At 45.8% G+C, this 20,246-nt stretch carries 18 protein-coding genes; 5 read left to right on the forward strand and 13 right to left on the reverse strand.

The genetic code is table 11. The features are described from left to right. The first annotated feature begins 170 nt into the window (after nucleotides 1–170). On the forward strand, nucleotides 171–1,331 hold the full coding sequence (locus tag MHB56_RS10770; RefSeq protein ID WP_076128714.1) for an ROK family transcriptional regulator: 1,161 nt from the start codon (nucleotides 171–173) through the stop codon (nucleotides 1,329–1,331). A gap of 192 nt (nucleotides 1,332–1,523) precedes the next feature. Then, nucleotides 1,524–1,724 carry a hypothetical protein gene (locus MHB56_RS10775; RefSeq protein WP_036680251.1) on the forward strand — a complete coding sequence of 67 codons (201 nt, stop codon included), beginning with the start codon at nucleotides 1,524–1,526 and terminating at the stop codon, nucleotides 1,722–1,724. A 138-nt stretch (nucleotides 1,725–1,862) separates the two neighbouring features. Here the strand turns inward: MHB56_RS10775 and MHB56_RS10780 are convergent, their stop codons facing one another. The 7 genes from MHB56_RS10780 to deoC form a co-directional block, all read right to left on the reverse strand. After that, nucleotides 1,863–2,096 (reverse strand): glutaredoxin family protein, encoded by a 234-nt coding sequence (locus MHB56_RS10780; RefSeq protein ID WP_076128716.1) that lies wholly within the window; start codon nucleotides 2,094–2,096, stop codon nucleotides 1,863–1,865. A gap of 32 nt (nucleotides 2,097–2,128) precedes the next feature. Next, nucleotides 2,129–3,070: a thioredoxin-disulfide reductase gene (gene trxB, locus MHB56_RS10785; protein WP_076128718.1), complete on the reverse strand. Its 942-nt coding sequence runs from the start codon at nucleotides 3,068–3,070 to the stop codon at nucleotides 2,129–2,131. Between the two features lie 183 nt (nucleotides 3,071–3,253). Next, nucleotides 3,254–5,218 (reverse strand): heavy metal translocating P-type ATPase, encoded by a 1,965-nt coding sequence (locus MHB56_RS10790; protein ID WP_339281427.1) that lies wholly within the window; start codon nucleotides 5,216–5,218, stop codon nucleotides 3,254–3,256. 324 nt (nucleotides 5,219–5,542) lie between these two features. Beyond that, entirely contained in the window at nucleotides 5,543–6,682 is a 1,140-nt protein-coding gene (aroB, locus tag MHB56_RS10795) for a 3-dehydroquinate synthase (protein ID WP_341143561.1), read from the reverse strand. 796 nt (nucleotides 6,683–7,478) lie between these two features. Continuing rightward, a complete protein-coding gene (locus MHB56_RS10800) occupies nucleotides 7,479–8,549 on the reverse strand; it encodes a hypothetical protein (protein ID WP_341143562.1) in 1,071 nt (356 codons plus the stop codon). Nucleotides 8,550–8,760: 211 nt separating this feature from the next. Next, the gene (locus MHB56_RS10805; protein ID WP_341143563.1) at nucleotides 8,761–10,053 is read right to left on the reverse strand and encodes a homocysteine synthase; all 1,293 of its coding nucleotides are present in this window, start codon (nucleotides 10,051–10,053) and stop codon (nucleotides 8,761–8,763) included. 311 nt (nucleotides 10,054–10,364) lie between these two features. Next, a complete protein-coding gene (gene deoC, locus MHB56_RS10810; protein WP_036680262.1) occupies nucleotides 10,365–11,042 on the reverse strand; it encodes a deoxyribose-phosphate aldolase in 678 nt (225 codons plus the stop codon). A gap of 297 nt (nucleotides 11,043–11,339) precedes the next feature. Between deoC and MHB56_RS10815 the strand changes: the two genes are divergently transcribed. After that, nucleotides 11,340–11,681, forward strand: a complete 342-nt coding sequence (locus MHB56_RS10815; RefSeq protein ID WP_076099934.1) for a hypothetical protein — start codon at nucleotides 11,340–11,342, stop codon at nucleotides 11,679–11,681. A gap of 10 nt (nucleotides 11,682–11,691) precedes the next feature. Then, on the forward strand, nucleotides 11,692–12,684 hold the full coding sequence (locus tag MHB56_RS10820; protein ID WP_076277142.1) for a ketoacyl-ACP synthase III: 993 nt from the start codon (nucleotides 11,692–11,694) through the stop codon (nucleotides 12,682–12,684). Between the two features lie 75 nt (nucleotides 12,685–12,759). Here MHB56_RS10820 and MHB56_RS10825 read toward each other — a convergent pair whose 3' ends face one another. From MHB56_RS10825 to MHB56_RS10850, 6 genes are all read right to left on the reverse strand, one after another. After that, on the reverse strand, nucleotides 12,760–13,593 hold the full coding sequence (locus MHB56_RS10825) for a prohibitin family protein (RefSeq protein WP_076128733.1): 834 nt from the start codon (nucleotides 13,591–13,593) through the stop codon (nucleotides 12,760–12,762). A gap of 105 nt (nucleotides 13,594–13,698) precedes the next feature. Next, nucleotides 13,699–14,472, reverse strand: coding sequence for a hypothetical protein (locus tag MHB56_RS10830; RefSeq protein ID WP_076308758.1), 774 nt, complete (start codon nucleotides 14,470–14,472; stop codon nucleotides 13,699–13,701). A gap of 193 nt (nucleotides 14,473–14,665) precedes the next feature. Then, nucleotides 14,666–15,664, reverse strand: a complete 999-nt coding sequence (locus MHB56_RS10835; protein WP_076185448.1) for an LLM class flavin-dependent oxidoreductase — start codon at nucleotides 15,662–15,664, stop codon at nucleotides 14,666–14,668. 21 nt (nucleotides 15,665–15,685) lie between these two features. Further along, nucleotides 15,686–16,168 carry an RrF2 family transcriptional regulator gene (locus MHB56_RS10840; protein WP_076185449.1) on the reverse strand — a complete coding sequence of 161 codons (483 nt, stop codon included), beginning with the start codon at nucleotides 16,166–16,168 and terminating at the stop codon, nucleotides 15,686–15,688. A gap of 188 nt (nucleotides 16,169–16,356) precedes the next feature. Beyond that, a complete protein-coding gene (locus MHB56_RS10845; RefSeq protein ID WP_076277140.1) occupies nucleotides 16,357–17,799 on the reverse strand; it encodes a SulP family inorganic anion transporter in 1,443 nt (480 codons plus the stop codon). Between the two features lie 195 nt (nucleotides 17,800–17,994). Then, the gene (locus MHB56_RS10850) at nucleotides 17,995–19,071 is read right to left on the reverse strand and encodes a bifunctional 3-deoxy-7-phosphoheptulonate synthase/chorismate mutase (RefSeq protein WP_076193656.1); all 1,077 of its coding nucleotides are present in this window, start codon (nucleotides 19,069–19,071) and stop codon (nucleotides 17,995–17,997) included. A 623-nt stretch (nucleotides 19,072–19,694) separates the two neighbouring features. On the opposite strand from MHB56_RS10850, the gene MHB56_RS10855 reads away from it, so the two are divergent. Next, nucleotides 19,695–20,240, forward strand: coding sequence for a glutathione peroxidase (locus MHB56_RS10855; RefSeq protein ID WP_038573366.1), 546 nt, complete (start codon nucleotides 19,695–19,697; stop codon nucleotides 20,238–20,240). The last annotated feature ends 6 nt before the right edge of the window (nucleotides 20,241–20,246 follow it).

A 20,246-nucleotide genomic window follows, 5' to 3' on the forward strand; every position in this document is an offset into this window, starting at 1 on the left:
TATAAAATTTCCGCCTCTTTAAGTCTCCCTTGCCTATCCGTTTAATATTCAAAAAATCCAACAAACATAGATTTCCTCTTTTCTGCCGATGTATTGCAATTTCCAGCACATCACTCTAGACTAAGTGGCATACAACAAAAGGGAACTATGCTAAAAAGGATGTGTGATTCGTGAAGGTTACCGGAGATCAGGCGCTGGTCAAAAAAATCAATAAATCGATCGTACTACATACTATTCGAAGGAACTCTCCGCTCTCGCGCGCCAAGGTTTCAGAGATGACCGGACTGAATAAAGCTACCGTATCCAATCTGGTGGCTGAGCTATGCGCTCAAGAATTAGTGACTGAAGTTGGACCAGGTCAATCCAGTGGCGGACGTAAGCCGCTAATGCTGCATTTTAACAGCATGGCCGGCAGTGTAATCGGTATAGAGCTACGGGTGAAGCAACTGACAGCCGTCTTATGTGATTTAAGTGGTGGCATTCTTTTCGAAAGCGATTTCTCCCTGGACAATCATGCTCTGCCTTATGTACTGGAACGGATGAAAAAAACAATTTCAGACTTGATTGATAAAGCACCTGAATCCCCATACGGTATCGTCGGCATCGGAGTAGGTGTCCCCGGGATGGTGGATGAGAACGGGGTTGTTCTTTTTGCTCCCAACCTTGGCTGGGAAATGGTCGACCTGCGGGGTATTTTGGAGGCGGAATTCGCGGTTCCAGTCACTATTGATAACGAAGCTAACGCAGGTGCACAAGGTGAACTGAACTTTGGGGCGGCAAAAGATGTTAGACATCTGCTCTATATCAGTGCGGGTTCAGGGATCGGATCCGGTATTATTATTGGCGGAGAGCTGTACAAAGGTGCAAGAGGATATGCCGGCGAGACCGGACATATGACGATTGAAGCACAAGGCAAGCCGTGCAGTTGTGGGAGCCGTGGCTGTTGGGAGCTATATGCCTCGGAGAAAACCTATGACCATTCCGAGTTCTCCCTCCCTGCTCATACCACACAAGAACTGGTCCGTTATGCAGCCGCTGGACAAGAAGACGCCTTGCACCACTTCTCATCTATAGGTGAATATCTCGGCATCGGAGTAACGAATCTAATCAATAGCTTTAATCCAGAGCTGATTGTCATCGGTGGAGCCTTATCCGAAGCAGAAGCCTGGTTAGGGGAGCCCCTTCGCCGGGTTGTAGCCGAGCGTACACTTCCTTATCATAAGCAGCAGCTCGAGATTACCTTCTCCAAGCTGGGCAGCCGAGGCACGATGATAGGCGCGGGGTTCTCTGCAGTTATGCATTTTCTAGGCGATATTCGGGTGACCGTTTAATGTAGTCTAATGGACAACGTTTTGCGGGACAGTTTCACGGGTGAAATTCAAGAGCGGATAGAATTGACGTAAAATTGCCGCATTTAGGTGGATCAAAAGTGCAGTAAAAGCAACTTAAATCCTATATAATAAAGGATAAGTTAGTGTGACATTTATCACTACAACCCCTTTTTTGAAATGGAGAGCGAGTCCATGACCTATGTTGATACGTCTGATATCTCGGCACAGATGTTCATCACTGTGTTGCTTTTTCTGCTCATTATTGCCCCTTTGATCAGTCTCGGTGTGCTCCGTTTTTTTCAAGCCAAAAAGAAATCAGGGTTCATTCTGATCGGCAGCGGTGTTGCTGTATACGTCCTATTTCAGATCATTACCTCTTTCACTCAAGCTTAAATTGAACTTTGCGATTTACATCATAAAAAATAGCCTCCGCATATTAGCGTCAGGCTATTTTTGTATACTTAGACCACAAAAAGATCACCTCCAAAATGGAAGCGACCTTTTGCAATTTCCTCACAGAAATATATTTAATTAAACAGTCGCCAATGCTTTGTCGAACTGAGTTTTATTCATCCCCACGATTTTGTGCTCACCAATTACAGTTACAGGAACAGCTCTCATTCCCATATCCCAAACCTGCTGCGCGTAATCATCATTCTGCTCAATATTACGCTCTTCATAGGCTACGCCTTTTTCACTCAAAAAGCTCTTCACCTGACGGCAATGTGGACAATTTGTTGATGTATATACAATTACATTTTCCATCATTAGACCTCCTATGGAAGATTACAGTTATGTTACAGAATAACCGCGCTATGTTCCAGACTTTCAATGTATTTCTCAGCATCCATAGCTGCCATACATCCACTGCCTGCTGCCGTAATTGCTTGTCTATAACGGGTATCCTGCACATCACCACAAGCGAATACGCCTGGGATATTAGTTTCAGAAGTACCTGGGTTAGTCATGATATAACCTTCAGTATTAGTTGTGATTTGTCCACCCAAAAATGCAGTGTTAGGATGGTGGCCAATCGCCACAAACACTCCGCTTGCTTCAATGATTTCTTCTTGTCCGGTCTCATTGTTCAGCACTTTTAGTCCACTCACGCCTTTGTCTCCAGAAGTTACTTCCAGAGGAGTACGATTCAGGCTCCAAGCTACTTTAACATTATCGCGAACGCGATCCTGCATGATCTTGGAAGCACGTAGCTCTTCACGACGGTGTACCAGCGTTACTTTGGAGGCAAAACGAGTCAAGAAACCCGCTTCCTCAAGCGCAGAATCTCCACCGCCAACAACCACGATCTCTTTATTACGGAAGAAGAATCCATCACAGGTAGCACAGGTGCTTACACCGCGTCCCACATTATCCTGCTCGCCTGGGATACCGAGGTATTTTGCCGTAGCGCCAGTGGAAATGATCAGGGTATCCGTCGTAAGAACACCCAATCCTTCAACATTAAGCTTAAAAGGACGCTCTCCAAGTTCTACACTGTTCACCCAACCCGTACGGAATTCCGCACCAAAACGTTCAGCTTGTTTACGCATATTATCCATTAAGTCTGGACCCATAATTCCATCAGGAAATCCCGGGAAATTCTCCACTTCTGTAGTGGTGGTCAATTGTCCGCCAGGTTGAGGTCCTTCGATTACTAGTGGGTTCAAATTGGCACGAGCCAAGTAGATAGCAGCAGTCAACCCCGCCGGTCCGGTTCCAACAATTATTGATTTATACATATCTATATCCTCCTTGAGTTAGACGGCAGTGACGTCGCTTCTTATTTAAAATAATTATAATGTAGTCTTAATTATGCTAACTGAAAGCAAAAATGTCAATAAGCCAGACTCCCTCAGGGAAAAATCATTTGTGAACAATTTAATTTTTGGCAATAAATAATACACAGTAACTTCACTGACCACTTACCGCAGCAATCGCAGCCCATTAAGAATAACCAATATCGTACTGCCTTCATGACCGATCACGCCAAAAGGAAGGGCGATGCCCTGCACAAAGTTACTGATCATCAGAACCGCGATTACTGTTACAGCAAAAATCATATTTTGCTTCACAATACGCTGTGAGCGCCGTGCCAATGAAATGGTCGAGGCGATCTCTTCAATATTATCATTCATAAGCACTACATCGGCGATCTCAAGCGCTGCACCACTGCCTTTCATGCCCATACCCATGCCAACAGTCGCTGTAGCCAGAGCAGGCGCATCATTCACACCGTCACCCACCATCACAACATTACCGTGCTCTTCACGAAGCGCCTTAATATGCTTTACTTTATCCTCTGGTAAAAGGTCGGCAAATACTAAATCTACTCCGGTTGAAGCCGCAATAACTTTTGCTGTAGCTTCCCGGTCACCCGTAAGCATAGCCACTTTAATCCCCAGCTCCTGCAGCTTCCGCACTGCGGCTTCTGCTTGTGGGCGAACTGTATCCTGCAATGCAATCATACCTGCGATATGCTCACCGTCCAAAATAATGGAGACAGTCTTCCCCTCTTCCGCCAACTGCTGCCGTTTAGTTCTCCAGAATGCAAGCTCAGAACTTATCGCAGACGAAGTCAGCTCATCCAGTAAATTGGACTTTCCAATTTTCCAGAGATGCCCGTCAACTTGACCTTCAATTCCCCAGCCAGTGATGGTTTTACTTTCCTGCACACCCCGCAGCTCCAGATATTCTTCCTCAGCTTTACGCACAATGGCTTCCGCCAATGGATGGCGGGACATATGCTCAATGGATGCGCTAATCGCCAGTAATTCTTCCCGGTTGTAGCCTTCAGCTGCAATAAAGTCTGTCACCTGCGGAGTTCCCTCTGTAAGGGTCCCTGTCTTATCAAAAGCTACAACAGAGGTCCGGGCCATATTTTCGAGGTGGACCCCACCTTTAAATAAAATCCCTTTTCGTGCACTTTTGGAAATGGCCGACAGCATCGCAGGCATAATCGATGAGACCAACGCACAAGGCGAGGCTACTACAAGAAAAACCATCGCTTTATAAAAGGTTGCGCTCCAGCTCCAGTCCAGCAAAAAGGGTGGAAGGAAAATAAGAGCCACAGTCGAGGCAACGACAACCCGTGCATAGATGGCTTCCAGTCTTTTAATGAATCGCTGTGAGTTTGGAACATCCGTCTCTGCTTCTTCTACCATCTTAATGATCTTGGAAAAAAGTGTGTTCTCTGCTGATTTCGTTACTTCAATATAAAGCGGACCTTCTCCATTGACCGTACCTGCGAATACTTCGCTGCCGGCACATTTTTCAACAGGCACTGACTCTCCTGTAATGGAAGCCTGATCTACTGCCGATTCTCCTCTGTACACCTTGCCATCTGCAGGAATAAGATCCCCTGGACGTACAAGCAACAGATCTCCAATTACTAACTGATCAATAGCTACCTCGTTCATGCTTCCTTTTTCAATCCGCATGGCTGTGGCAGGTTTCAAGGCCATAAGTGAGGAAATATCCTTCTTACTCCGTTCCATCGTATAGCTCTCTAAAGCTCCACTAAGCGCAAAAATAAAGATGAGCATAGCACCTTCATTCCAGTACCCAATGGTAGCTGCGCCTAGTGCGGCCGCAATCATCAGCAGGTTCACATCGAGATCACGTTCTTTGACGAGCGTCTCAACGCCTTCTTTGGCTTTGTTCCAGCCACCAATGGTATACGAAATAACATAAAGTACTATAGAGAAAACTTCTGACCAGCTGCCCATAGCCCAAGCAAAAAGCATAAGTACTCCGCTGCCAAGCGCAGCCTGCATCTCGGAGTTGCTGAGCATGGCTCTCAGATCGAACCGGCGTTTTGGAGCACCTGGTTTCTTCATGCTGCCGGAGATTGAGGTTTGCTGGGGTAAATGTTTTGATGTTGCTTGCATAATAATCACCATCCTGAAAGTTTTGTGTAGGATTACTTCATTGACTTCTCTTCGCAACAAAACTTGCTTCGGGAGCATACGTTTTGTTTTGTCTAAATGATAATGAGAGCCATTCTTAAGACCCCTAAAATGACACATGCTGCCCCGGCTTAGCCGGGACAGCATGAATGATAACTATGAGTAATGAGAATGATAATCATTGTTGCAATAGTACAACTATATTTCCTTAGTGCAACTTATATTTTAATAATACCACCTTGAACGAAAAAGTAAACCCTACCTTCCGGGTTATTTGTCATAAATTTAAAATAGCGTTTTCCTCTCTTAGCTGCGTATTTTATTTAAAAGCTCGGATAGGACTTGCTCTTCGACTGGCGTCGAATAAGCTCCACCTTCAAAAGACTTCATCGCTCCAATTCCAGCTTGGAACACAAACCGTATACGCCCTTTGCGAACCTTTTTATCCGTATACATCTTATCAATCAGCATTCTATTTGTAATGGTTGCTGGTATTTCAGTCGGAAGTCCCGCCTTCTTCAACAAAGCAATCACACGCTGAGTTTCGTCAGGTGTTACATACTCCAACTGCTCTGCCAGCTGCACCTGAACCGCGAGTCCAATCGCAATAGCTTCACCATGTAATAATTCATAACCACTTAAAGCCTCTAACGCCCGGCCAGCAGTATGCCCCAGATTTAGAATTTGGCGCAGGTTGCTCTCCAGTTCATCCTTTTCCACCACGCTGTACTTGATCTCACAATTATGAAAAGCAATCCGTTCACAAACCTCTCGATCTAATACAAGTTCGCCTTCTGAGGAGACCACTCGCTCCATATTCTGTTCAAGAAACTCAAAAAAGTCAGCATCCGCGATGCAGGCATGTTTGATTGTTTCAGCCAAACCACTGCGAAGCTCACGTACCGGAAGCGTTCTCCAAGTGGCTAGGTCAATGTAGACCTTTTTAGGCTGATGAAAAACACCAATTAGATTGGTTGCAACTGGTGTATTCACGCCCGTTTTACCACCAATAGAAGCATCCGCTGCTGCTAAAAGGGTAGTTGCATAGTTCAAACTTGGCACTCCCCGACCAAATGTTCCAGCCAAAAAGCCTGCCAAATCCGTTACCGCTCCACCTCCTATGGCAAGGATACAGCAATCTCGTCCGTAAGAACGGCTTAATAGCCGGTCCTCCAGCTGTGCCTTCGTTTCTCGGGTTTTAGACTTCTCTCCAGCAGGGAAAGAAAATAACTCCGCTTGAAAATCATTCTGATGCAGTTGTTCTAACAAGGCTTGTCCATACAGGGCTTCAACTTTTGAATCTGTAACAATCGCGAATTTGCTTACATTTTCGACAATTCCATGTTTCAAATCCTCGATCAGAGCGCCAAAAAGACCTTCCCCAATCTCAATATCGTAAGAATGATCTACGACCTTTTGCAGGCCAACTCTAAAATTTGTAGACATCTACAGCACCCCTATTCAGCAAGATGCTAATAAAATTCGAGCCTTCACTGTCATTATCCTGTTTATGTAAAATGTAAGGAGAAGCTGGAAACGTATGTGGATGTTCAAAAACTAATGTTGCATGTATCTATTGGTGATAGTAGAAAGGATCGGTGCAGATTAGTTTGAGTGCGGGGTTGAGTACGGAGATTGAGCGCAAAGTATGAATACGACACGAGTGATGAACGTATGATGCAAGTTGCTCGCGAATGTAGCTACTATCGGACTCAGCTGACCCTAATCGCTGATTTTAAACACATTTGGTATTCTAACGGACTCCATTGCAGCTATTGACCTGAAAAGCACCAAATATGTACCTCTTCCTAACGAATAGTGTCTCTGGTGTCCGAAACCATGCTTAAAAAGCTAAAATCAGGCAAATAGCATCATCTGGGTCCTTAAGCATCGGGGGGGCGGAGGTTAAGTGCAGACTTTGAGTGTTGATTAGTTTAAGTGCAGAGGTGCACGATTAGTTTAAAGTGCGGAGGTTGAGTGCGGTGGCTGGGCACAGGGTGGGAGTACGGAGGTTGCATCCAAAGCATGAGTGCAGATTAGTTTAAGTACGGAGGTTGAGTACAGTATTGAGCACGGAGGTTGAGTATAGTGATTGAGTAAAGGGATATATGTACGCTGTTGAAGCAGGCAGCTAACGACAAAAAAACAAAAGCAACGATTCTCCGATAACCGGATAATCGCTGCTCTGAGGTCTTTTTTCGATTCTTATATGAACTGCACCGTATCGTTCATCAGAAAAAGCTTACTGCCTTCCCCCGGCGGCAGTATCCAGCGTTTCACGCTGCCTGGCGATCCAGATCAGGCAGGCCGCTCTCAGCAGCGCTTCGGTCCGCTGACCGGCGCTGCAAAAGATCCCGCTGAGCCCGATCTGATACAGATCGGCCAAAGCCGACGCCGCCGGTGTCCCCGCGGCGAGCACCACCGCCGCCGGCTTCACGCTCGTCACGGCGGCAAAAATCTTCCCCGCCGCCAGGGCGAATTCCTCCGCGGCGGTCTCTTCCGGCGCGTGTTCGCCCGCCGCGCCGTCCAGCACTAGGAAATCGGCGATACGCGCGATTTCCGCAGCGGCGGCAGGCTCCACATCGGGCGCGATCAGCGCCCCGATGCGGCATGCCGCCGCATAAGCGTGGCCGAGTGTCTGATCGGCCACGTCTTCGATGAATTCGCGCTTTGCAGCGAATTCGGCTGCGCTTGCGGTGTAGGCGACCAGCAGGTCAAGGCGGCAATCGCCGCCTTGCCGCTGGCTCTCCGCCACCGCAGCGAACAGCGCTTCGAGCTGCGCGTCCTGAAGCGCGGCAAGCTTGGCGGGCTGCGCCACCGCAAGTGACTCTGGATGCAGCAGGGTGACTGCCGCCCATTCGCCATCCGTCGATTCGAGCAGTTCGACAACAGCTGCGCGCAGACGATAAGAGATTCGCTGTAGAAAGCGCGATGTTTGCAGTTCATCCTCACTAGATAACCAGTTCTCATAAAGACAGAACAGCTCTGGTTCCAGCAGCCATTCCTCACTCCGTATCAAACACGGGCCCGCTTGAACAGTCCTTGTTCCTTCCCGTCCAGCAAGACGTTCTTCTCTTCCTTCACGCAGCACTAGGAATGTCGATGGTTCCCCCGGCCGCTTAAAATAAGACCGCTTCAAAGGCTCAATGACATCCCTCTGCTCTACTCCAGCGATAAATTCTGCGGCAGCGGAGGCTACGGATCCAGCTTGGCTCATTTCCATTCCCACAGTCCGATCACCAGCCTTATACATGAACTTGAACGGGCGCTCTTCACTACTCCGCAAACCATCCTGCTGACGTTCACCCTTCATCCTCGCACCCACCCTTTATCTTTGGATTGCTGCCGGTATGCCAAGCTATATAACATAAGCGACCGACATTTCATTTACCTACCTCACTTATAAATACGGGAGCCACACCTGAAATATGCAAGCGTTGCCAAATCTGATGAATATTCCAACTTTTTTAGGCAACAAAAAAAGCATTACCGCAGAGCGGTAATGCTTTTCAAAATATAAACTTCTATTGTTGACTGACAGCAATTGCTTGCTCCAGATCATAGATAATATCATCAATGGACTCCGTCCCGATCGACAAACGCAGCAATTCCGGCGTTACTCCGGCTGTGATTTGCTCTTCATCCGACAGCTGTGCATGAGTTGTGCTCGCTGGGTGGATGATCAATGACTTGGAATCCCCAACATTCGCTAAATGAGAGAACAACTTCACATTCTCAATCAGCTTACGTCCCGCAGCACTTCCACCTTTAATACCGAAAGTAAGGATCGCACCTTGGCCTTTAGGCAAATACTTTTGCGCTAATTCATGAGATGGATGCGTAGGAAGTCCCGAATAACTTACCCATTCCACATCTGAATGTGCCTCCAAATATTGCGCTACCTTCAGCGCATTCTGGCTATGACGTTCCATCCGCAAATGAAGAGTCTCCAGACCTTGCAGCAGCATCCAAGAGTTGAACGGTGAAATCGCCGCCCCTAAATCGCGAAGCAATTGAACGCGGGCTTTAATAATATAAGCAATCGGGCCCACCGCTTCCGTATAAACCACTCCATGATAGCTTGGATCTGGCTCCGTAAGACCTGGGAATTTACCGCTTGCCTTCCAATCAAATTTACCGCCGTCAACAATAATCCCGCCAATGGATGTACCATGTCCGCCGATAAATTTGGTTGCCGAATGGACAACAATGTCTGCACCATGCTCAATCGGACGCAATAAATATGGACTTGGGAACGTATTGTCTACGATGAGAGGAATCCCATGTTCATGGGCGATCGCTGCAACTGCCGCAATATCCAGAACATTTCCCTGTGGGTTGCCGATTGTTTCTGCATACAAGGCTTTGGTCTTATCTGTAATCGCAGCACGGAAGTTCTCAGGATTATCCGAATCTACGAAATGTACCTTAATACCAAGCTTAGGCAGTGTTGTCGAAAATAAATTATAAGTCCCGCCATATAGGCTTGCTGCAGATACAATTTCATCCCCAGCGCCCGCAATATTTAGAATGGAAAAGGAAATAGCCGCTGCCCCGGAAGCTGTAGCAAGCGCACCTGCCCCGCCCTCAAGTGCTGCCACACGCTGTTCAAATACATCCGTAGTTGGGTTCATCAGCCGAGTATAAATATTACCGAATTCTTTAAGCGCGAACAGATCCGCTGCATGATCAGCATCACGGAATCCGTAGGAAGTGGTCTGATAAAGCGGTACAGCACGTGAGAAAGTAGTTGGATCAATTTCCTGGCCTGCATGGACAGCCAAAGTTTCAAACGACAGCTTGCGATCTTCTGACATAGGTATTTCCTCCCCTATAATTAAGTATAGAAATGATTAACAATTTTGAATTGTACCCATTCTCTCACAAACCACGTCATTTGAAAAGAAAAAAATCTCATTATTCCGGTGTGAATTATTGTACTTTGGTCAAATGCTTCTGCTAGTGTCCTCTACCTACTGGATAACGCTTTCAATATAAATTAATAAAAACCTCAACCTTATGTATAAAACACAATCGCTAATCAAGCTGATCGGTTAATAGTTTGAATCAGGACAGCGGCGAATGAGCTTGTCCTCCTCACTCGCCGCTTCCGATTCAGCCCTTCGGCTTAGTAATTGCTTTGGCTTGTTTCGCCTTTAGCAATCGCTACACCACCACTAGTTCCAATACGGCTTGCACCTGCTTGTACCATTACATGTGCATCTTCTGCACTACGTACACCACCGGAAGCTTTTACACCGATATTAGGTCCAACAGTAGCACGCATAAGCGCGATATCTTCTTTCGTTGCCCCGCCTGTAGAGAATCCAGTGGATGTTTTTACGTAATCTGCTCCGGCCTCAACAGATAGCTTGCAGGCACGAACTTTTTCTTCTTCCGTTAACAGACAAGCCTCAATGATGACTTTTGTCAGGGCTTTGCCGCGCGCTGCATCTACAACAGCTGCAATATCACGTTTAACCAACTCATCGTTGCCATCTTTTAATGCTCCGATATTGATGACCATATCCACCTCGCCTGCACCTTTAGCGATAGCATCGGTAGTCTCGAATGCTTTGCTCTCTGTTGTCGATGATCCCAACGGAAAGCCGATTACTGTACATACTTTAACCTCAGGCGTATCTTTCAGCACTTCATGGGCAGTAGCTACCCAAGCAGGGTTTACGCAAACAGAAGCAAACTTATAAGTTTTAGCTTCCTCCGCCAATTTAATAATGTCTTCTTTCCGTGCATCTGCTTTAAGCAGTGTATGATCAATGATCCCCGATAGTGTAATTTCGCTCATTTTTATTATTCCTCCATGATTTGGATAGTAGTTTTTTTCATCTCTGTAATCATACCAATAGAACTGTGCTTTGCAAAGCAAACAGGGTGGGCATGCCTATCTCAAACCTTAATTTGTGCAGATTTTATGGATTTTAAGTAGTTTCTCATTCCCTAAATTATCTTTTTAAAAAAATAAAGGTTTAATCCCCTAAACTTTCCCAATTAAAAATACGATAATAGTCTTAGATAAATAGGTTTTTTTATCCTATTCATCAAAATTTTTCTTAGATAAAACTTAGGAGGAGATTAATCAAAAATGGGAAATTTCAATTTCGCCACAAATGCTGCCGATCAAAAACTGAATGTACAAGTGGAAGGAACTATGTCGCCAGAAGATGCAGGACGTTTCATTAATGAGTACAACCAAATCATAAGTGCATTCGACCCGAAACAATATGAAATCATCCTAGATTGCAAGACATTGAATGTATCCTCAAAGGACACACTTCCCATGCTTGAGCAATGCTACATACTGTACAAACAATCCGGATTTAAAAAAGTAACCTTTATTATTGCCAAAAGCCCTGTCCTAAAAATGCAGTTAAGCCGAGTGGCACGGGCAACGAAATTAGAAAATTACGAAATTATTGAAGCATAGGAGGCGCCACTTGGGACATATAGCGATTCGCCAAGCTGCTTATTACCACCCAGAGCATATCGTAGATAACGAATATTATCTGAAGCATTTTCAGAGTATGGGCAAGGACATCAAACGATTCCTAGAAGTCATGGGTCGCGACCGGAGATACATCGTAAAAGAACAGGGTGAAAATGCTCTGACGATGGGATTAAAGGCTGCCCAAAAAGTGCTTAGCGAAGCGAATTTGCAAGGTGAGGATATGGACATGATCATGTTCGCTTCACAGACGCCAGAGTACACCTATCCTACCAATGCACTTCTCCTACACCGTATGCTTCAAGGTAAACACCGGACCATTACGCAGGATTCCAATGCTAACTGCGCAGGAATGGTCTCCGCCGTGGAGCAGACAAGTCGTTATATGCAAGCCAATCCCAGCATCAGGTACGCACTCGTTGTAGGAAGCGACTACAGCTCAGTGAACTGCAATACAGATGATGAAATTACTTACCCTAACTTTGGGGACGCCGCAGCAGCAGTGATTCTAGAGCGCAGCAGTGAGCATGCAGGCTTCATAGATTCCCTTTATTACACCGATTCTGAAGGCTCCGAAAATATTATGTTCCCGGCCTGCGGCCTGTCGAATATTTATCAAGAGGGTATGACCCCAGAGCAGATTCGGATACGGTGGACCCCTTTTGACGGTACAGTGTGTGTGGATGCGGCTATAGCGGATATGAAGGAGCTTCTCTCACGCAACGGTCTGACTACGGATGATATCTCTGCATTCTGCCTTTCACAATTCTCACTGAAAAATATCGAGCTCATCCAAATCGGACTTGGGCTAACCGCAGAAAAGTTCATTTATGTAGGCGACGAGTTCGGCTACACAGCCACAAGCAGTCCTTTTATCGCCTTTCAACGCGGAGTCGAGGACGGACGAATCAAACGTGGCGATTATGTCTTCTTTTGGTCAGTTGGCGCTGGCTGGCAAATTCCTACGATGCTTTATCAATATTAATAGCATAAAAAGCCCTACTTCTATAGAAGTAGGGCTTTTTCATCAGAGGAAATAAATCAGAAACCCAATAATGAATTATTTAGTCAGGGATTGAACATCCACAAAAGGTGTGGCTCCCCCTGTTACAGATGGCAACACGCCGTTCCATTTTTCCAGCGCTTTCTCCTGAACCTCAATTTGCTTCAGCTGCACCAGCTCAGGTGTAACCTCTTGCTTCTTAAGTCTTAAAGATTCAGCCTCTGCTTGCGCCTGGGCGATTTTTTGCTTCGCTTCAATTTCAATCCGCCGGAGATCATTTTCGGCCTTCAATGCCTGCTGCTGGGCGACCTGCTTTGCTTCAATCGACTGGTTAAACGCCTCCGAGAATTTAAAGTTAACGATGTTAATATCGTTGACGATCAGGTCATATTTTGCCAGCCTAGCAGTTAAATGCTCACTAATCTCACTCGACACTACATCACGACGCGTAATCAAATCCTCTGCTGGATATTTGGCTGTCACTTCTTTAACGATTTCTTGAATGGCCGGATTGATAATTACACTATCAAAATTACCTCCGATATTGTTCATCAGATTAAAGGCGGAAGCCTTATTTACGGAATAGTTCACCGCCACATGTGTGGACACGGGCTGAAGATCTTTTGAAGAGGCTGAAGTATCGGTCTCCGCCTTCGTTACCTGTGTATTGACCTGAATCACCGTCTGAATAAATGGAATTTTAAAATGAATGCCGGGTGACAATGTATTGTCATTTAATTTACCAAAGGTTTTGTATAAACCTACATGCCCATATTCCACTGATACAAAAGAGTTCGCGCCGATCAACAATACAATAAGCACCGCTGCAATACCGGTGACTATTTTTCCCGGACGCAGCTGTTTCAATTTCGGATTCATTTGCATATTCATCCAATACCCCTCCTAGATTATGGATAATCATTCAAGCTTAACCGTCTATACGGAGGTTTAGGGTAAATGGTCGCAGGAAATATTTCAACAGCAGTGGTCATGGCGTTACCGCTCTGGGATCAGTCCTTCTACGGTCAACCGGAATTTCTTGCTCTGCTTGTCCCCGATATTAGAAGCTTCATATATTCCTTCATCCGTTAGCACCACGGAGTCCGCCTTTAAAGCATCATTAACGAAAGTTATCTCAGCGTGATCAACATTCCAGCGGTAAATATAGGCACTCATCGGATTTCCATGTGCGGCTACACCCTCAAAAGATCCATCCTGATCAACATCCAGCTCTTTGGAATGTCCGGTATCAATTTGCAGCAAACCCGAGGGGTTACCGCTCTCGTCGATTAAATAATAGTTACTGAGCGAGTTATTTGCTCCTAGTCCCCCGGTGATTTTCAACACCTTTTCGCTAAATAGCCGCACTACTTCTACCTTGATATCCTCCGGTTGACGATAATTATAAGTTCCTATCGCCCCTAGACTGTATTGTCCTTTGGAAGTAGAAGTTCTGGCATACACATAGTCTTCGTCACTAGCCATCGTATACACACTCACTTTGACTCCTCCAAAATCCTCCAGCTTCTTCTCTGTAATCAAAGTAGCGCCTGTGGGTGGAGCACTTAGTTGAGAGACTATGGGTATTGTATCCACCAGCTTCCACTCCAGCTTAATGAGGTTAGCAGCGGTGTTTGTTGGCTTCGGTCTTGAGGTGTGGTAGTCGTTATCCGATTGAGCGGGGGATGGGTCCACCTGATGTTGGCAACCTGCCAGCAGATTCATTAGAAGCAAGGCTGTCAGCGTAACGGATTTATGTAAAGGAAACATCCTTGATCACTTCCTAACCTCTTTTAAAATTAAATCTTTCATTAATCATAGATGAAGTTAGACATTCAAATGTTACTTTTAGGAGGCGGGAGGGTTAATTTATTGTCTTTTGAGGACCTACTTCGATCAAAAAAAATTAAATTGGCATACAAAAAACCCGCATCAAATGCGGGTTAAGGTTAGCTATCCAGAATCAAGAGCCTAGCAGTTCACGCGCCAGTAGCCGGTAAACCTCTAGCCGTTTCTCCTGCGAATGTGGGATGCTGCATATCATTGCTTCTTGGAATCCATATTGTGCTTGTTCTTCTTGCAAACGTACGGCGATGTCTTTAACCGCACCAACTAAATGAATCTTGCGCCCTTCCTTGATTGACATCCGGTCAATTTCCGATAGCGAAATGTTCTGAGCTTCTTTTGGTGTCAGCACCTGAGTAATCCGGCCCTTACTCATCATCAACCGAAAAATATCCTGCGGTAATGCTTCATACTCAGCTTCTTCCTTCGTTTCTGCTGTGGTCACCATATAGGATACACTGATCTCTGGTTTGTCCATAAAGATAGAAGGCTGGTAGTTATTCCGGTAATGGTCCAAGATCTCATTACTCATCGCACCATTAAAAAATTGTGCGAAGGAGTATCCGACTCCCATTTGTGCAGCTTTTCGCGCACTATTGCCGCTCGAGCCTAACAACCATACTTCAGGGAGCGCCACCTTCGTTGGAGCAGCGAGATTTTTGGCATATAGCTCATCTTCCGGAATCTGATCACTAAGCAGCTGCATGGTAATGCCAAGCTTGTCATACATATTATGCAGCATTAACTCACGGCCTTCAGATAAAGCGTACATGGCGCTTGTATCGCCACCAGGAGCTCGTCCCACACCAAAATCAATTCTCCCCGGGGAAAAAGCACTTAACGTTTTAAATACTTCAGCCAGCTTAAGCGGAGAATAATGCATCATCATTACACCGCCGGTGCCGATTCGAATACGGTTGGTCTTGGCGGCTAAACGGGCAGCCGTTACTTCCGGAGCTGAGCTAGCAAATGTATTTCCGCCATGGTGCTCTGCCATCCACATTCTGCTATATCCCAGCTCATCTGCTAAAATAGCGAGTTCTTCTGCTTTATTCAGGGCACCTTCCGCAGTGTTGCCGCTTGTCACGGGTGCCTGATCCAATACGCTTAATCTCATGCGAATACATCCCTTCTTTGGTTAGATGACCATTTTATTACTGACCCATTCCTCTAAGACTGCAATCTTATCTTTAAAGCGTTCACCATGCATTTCCTCTGACAACGAAGCAATAGTCTCCCGCTTTAATACGGCTTTCCAAGAGGATTCAGCTTCTTCCATCAGATTCGATAACAGGCAGCAGCTGTCTTCTTTTTCTAAATCCAACATATCTACCAGAATACCATTCGATGAATACAGCGACTGCTGGCCTTCCACCGCGAGGTAAACGTCATATACACGAATATCTTCAGGGCTTTTCTTTAATTTAAAACCGCCTTTAATGCCGGGAACAGACGTGATGATGTCTGCGGTTACCAGCTTTCTTAACAGTTTCTGAAAATAGGTCGCCGATGCTCCGAGCTGCTGGCTAATCGCTTCCCCAGACAACACCGCCTTATCCGGCAGCATGTTGAGTAGAACCAGTGCATATACCGACTGTTCTACCCCTGTTTTCATATGCATGTACAGCACCTCGATTTACGTAAATAGCTTGATTCAAACTGTAGATAATACCATCCGCGTATAAAGCGGATAAACATTATCCACTTTATACTTTATATCAGTTTGCACCAAAAGTAAAACCTTGCTGGCCTTTCTTTCAGTTAATATCTGCTATAAAAAAAAGATCGCGCATATAGCGCAATCTTTTTTCATATGGATAATCCCACCCGCTGAACCAGCTGTGAGCTCTGGTCATTAAGTCCGGTAATGGTGACTTTTTTACCATGCTCGGCGTATTTGCTCATCGTCTTCGCTATGGCATGGACAGCGGATTGGTCCCACACATGGGAGTGTGAAAAATCGATAATAATATGATCCGGATCGCTATCGTAGGCGAATTCATGAATGAAGTGGCTTGTCGTGCCGAAGAACAACTGGCCGGATACCGCATATGTTTTGGAAGAGGTTGCTTCCTGAACAGTTAGGCGGATCGAAGCTATTTTCCAAGCAAACGTTAAAGCACTTAGCAGAACTCCAAACAAAACCCCAATAGAAAGGTTGTCCGTAACCACCACAGTGACCACCGTCACAATCATAACCAGCGCATCGCTTAGCGGAACACGGGTTAAAGTTTTGAGTGAGCCCCATTCAAAGGTGCTGATACAGACCATTATCATTACGCCGACGAGCGCGCCCATCGGGATCTGCTTCACCACATCGCCAAGTACGATAATTAAGAATAATAAAAAGATCCCTGATACAAACGTGGACAGACGCGTGCGTCCTCCTGACTTCATGTTAACCATCGATTGGCCAATCATCGCACAGCCTGCCATCCCTCCGAAAAAACCAGTGACTACATTCGCAAGCCCCTGTCCCTTCGCCTCTCTGTTCTTATCACTACCTGTGCCCGTAATATCATCTATTAAGGTGGCAGTCATCAGGGATTCCAATAGCCCAACTACGGCCAGCGAAAGTGAATATGGCAAAATAATAAGCAGCGTATCCAGCGTGAACGGGATTTGCGGGAGATGGAATAGTGGCAAAGTTGCTGTAATATTCCCCATATCGCCTACGGTTCTTACGTCCAGATGAAGAGCGATACTAAGAACAGAAACAATAACAATCGCTACAAGTGCTGAAGGTACGGCTTTGGTAAACCGAGGAACCGTGTAGATAATAAGCAAGGTCAGAGCTACCAGTCCGTACATCACCCAGCCTTGTCCTTTAAAATGGGTAAGCTGTGCCATAAAAATCAGTATCGCCAGCGCGTTGACAAAACCCGTCATGACCGGCTGTGGCAAAAACGTGATAAACCGCCCCAGCTTTAGCATCCCCATCAATATCTGAAACACGCCAGCCAATACAGTTGCCGCGAACAGATACTCTATTCCGTGTTCTAGTACGAGACTTCCGACTAACAGAGCCATAGCTCCCGTAGCCGCCGAGATCATTCCGGGTCTGCCTCCGGCAAGTGCCGTTACAATCGCAATGCAAAAAGAGGCATATAAACCAACCATCGGACTTACTCCCGCCAGGATCGAAAAAGCGATCGCTTCAGGAATCAGCGCAACGGCTACGGTCATCCCCGATAAAATATCGGTTCGAGTGTTAGAAAACCACCCATTATTTAAGGTAAGCTGCTTCAAAATCTATTTTCCTCCTGTGACTATTAAAATGTGTGGATCTTTTGTCAGAAAAGACCCGGGGCCGGTGCAACGCTAATGTTGCTTATTGTACTCGACCCACCTTCACCTTCACAAAAAGATTAGTTAGACTTGTAAGCGCTTATACACCTCATTTTCTAGCGAATCCTTAAAATATCATGCAAATTCTATATTTCTAGATTACCGGTACAATCCGGAAGCTTTCACTTCATTAAAGAAGGTGTTGAATTCATCAATGTTCAGCTGCTGAGCGGCATCAGACAATGCGGTTGCAGGATCAGGATGCACTTCCACCATAATGCCGTCAGCTCCAGCTGCGAGTGCGGCTTTCGCACATGGAATAAGGATGTCTTTGCGGCCTGTCGAGTGAGTTACATCAACCAATACTGGCAAATGACATTCCTGTTTGAGAATTGGCACTGCTGAGATATCAAGCGTGTTGCGGGTCGCTTTTTCATAGGTACGAATTCCACGTTCAATCAGCATGATCTGTGTGTTTCCACGAGACATGATGTATTCCGCTGCATGGATGAATTCATCGAGTGTGGCAGCCAATCCACGTTTCAGCAGTACCGGCTTGTCGACTTCTCCGACCGCTTTTAGCAGCTCGAAATTATGCATATTACGTGCACCGATCTGGATGATATCCACATAATCAAGTGACTCTTCAATATGTCTTGGATCTACAATTTCGCTGATGGTCAGCAGTCCATATTCATTAGCTGCTTCTCGTAATATTCTCAAACCGTCCATTCCCAGTCCTTGGAAATCATAAGGTGAAGTCCGAGGCTTGAAGGCACCGCCACGCATTACACGTACTCCGGCTTTTTGCAGGGCGGCAGCTACGGTACGAGTCTGCAGTTCACTTTCCACGGAGCAAGGACCGGCTACCATCAGTGAAGAAGGACCGCCAACCGTTACATCTCCCGGCAGAACAATCACTGTATCCTCTTTGTGGCTCTTGCGGGCTACCAGTAAAGTTTTTTTATGATCATCTGTTTGTAAGTCCAGAGAAGCTGAGAAAATTTGTTTGAAGAGGCTACGGATCGTCCCGTTAGTGAAAGGGCCTTTGTTGCTCGCTACGAGCTTATCCAGCATCTGTTTTTCCCGTTCTGGATCAAATTTAGGGACACCTTGTTTTTCTTTAACTCCTCCAATCTCCTGAACAATCTTAGCCCGCTCGGAGATCAGCTCCAGCAATTGCCCATTAATTTCATCCAGACGACCTCTAAGAACATCCAATTCCACGTTACTCATTACCCTTCCACTCCCTCTTTTTGTTATAATTTGGAACACAAAAAGGCCCCCCGTCGCAAGGGACGAGGAGCCGTGGTACCACCCTTATTTAGAATTAACCCGAATACTAGCACAAAGGAATAGAATCTCATGTTCCCCTGACTAAGAATTAATTCTGTCTTTCACCCGGTAACGCGGGGCGCGGGCCTCCCTACTCATACCTGCCACAACCTGTGACAAACTACTTCAGGGGCCGACTCGGAAGTGAACTTCGGCATTAATCGTCTCATGAGGGTGCTCTCAGTCTCCGGCACGCCTTCCCTGTTAAGATCCGCTATAATGCTTACTCTCTTCGTCATAGTCCTTATCTATGTCAGCGCGGCTTTTGCGCTGGTTTCTGCTATCTTAATCAAAAAACGTCCCCGATGCAAGATAATAATGGAACGCAGAGTAGCTTTAACGCAATAAATTTTTTTGACTGATCCATACCCATTATCTATCCTATTCCAACCTGGCAATTACGGTTCCAATTCCTTCAAGCTGTATTGTTTGACAGCGATAATTGAATTGTTTACAATTTAATTATTATAAATATTTCCTGTTCTTTTTCAAAAAGCATAGATAACTGAAGGGATGTAGCAGCCATGAGCATTTATCAATATTCAGCACGCAGTATTCGGGGAAAAGATATCGAGCTAGAGCAATACAAAGGTAAAGTGCTACTGATAGTGAATACAGCAAGTAAGTGCGGATTTACCCACCAATATTCAGATCTGCAAAAGCTTTATGAGCGGTACGAGGAACGCGGCCTCCAAATTCTCGGCTTTCCTTCCAATCAATTTGGAGAGCAAGAACCCGGCAGCAATGAAGAGGTTAATGTATTTTGCCAAATCAATTACGGGGTAACCTTCCCACTCTTTGAAAAGGTTGACGTAAAAGGCGAAGCTAAACACCCTCTTTTCACCTACCTAACAGAACAGGCTGGATTTGAAGGGTTCGACATCAACCATTCTTCAGGAAAGCTGCTGCAAAGCATGCTTGAAGACAAAGATCCAGAGGCTCTGAACAATGACGAAATCAAGTGGAACTTCACTAAATTCCTGATTGATCGCGAAGGCAATGTGGTCACTAGATTCGAATCTACGGTGGACCCGCTGGATATTGAACCAGCTATCGAAGCCCTGCTATAAGTTTCT

It is taken from the genome of Paenibacillus sp. FSL H8-0315, from assembly GCF_038005365.1.
Taxonomy (GTDB): domain Bacteria; phylum Bacillota; class Bacilli; order Paenibacillales; family Paenibacillaceae; genus Paenibacillus_AQ; species Paenibacillus_AQ odorifer.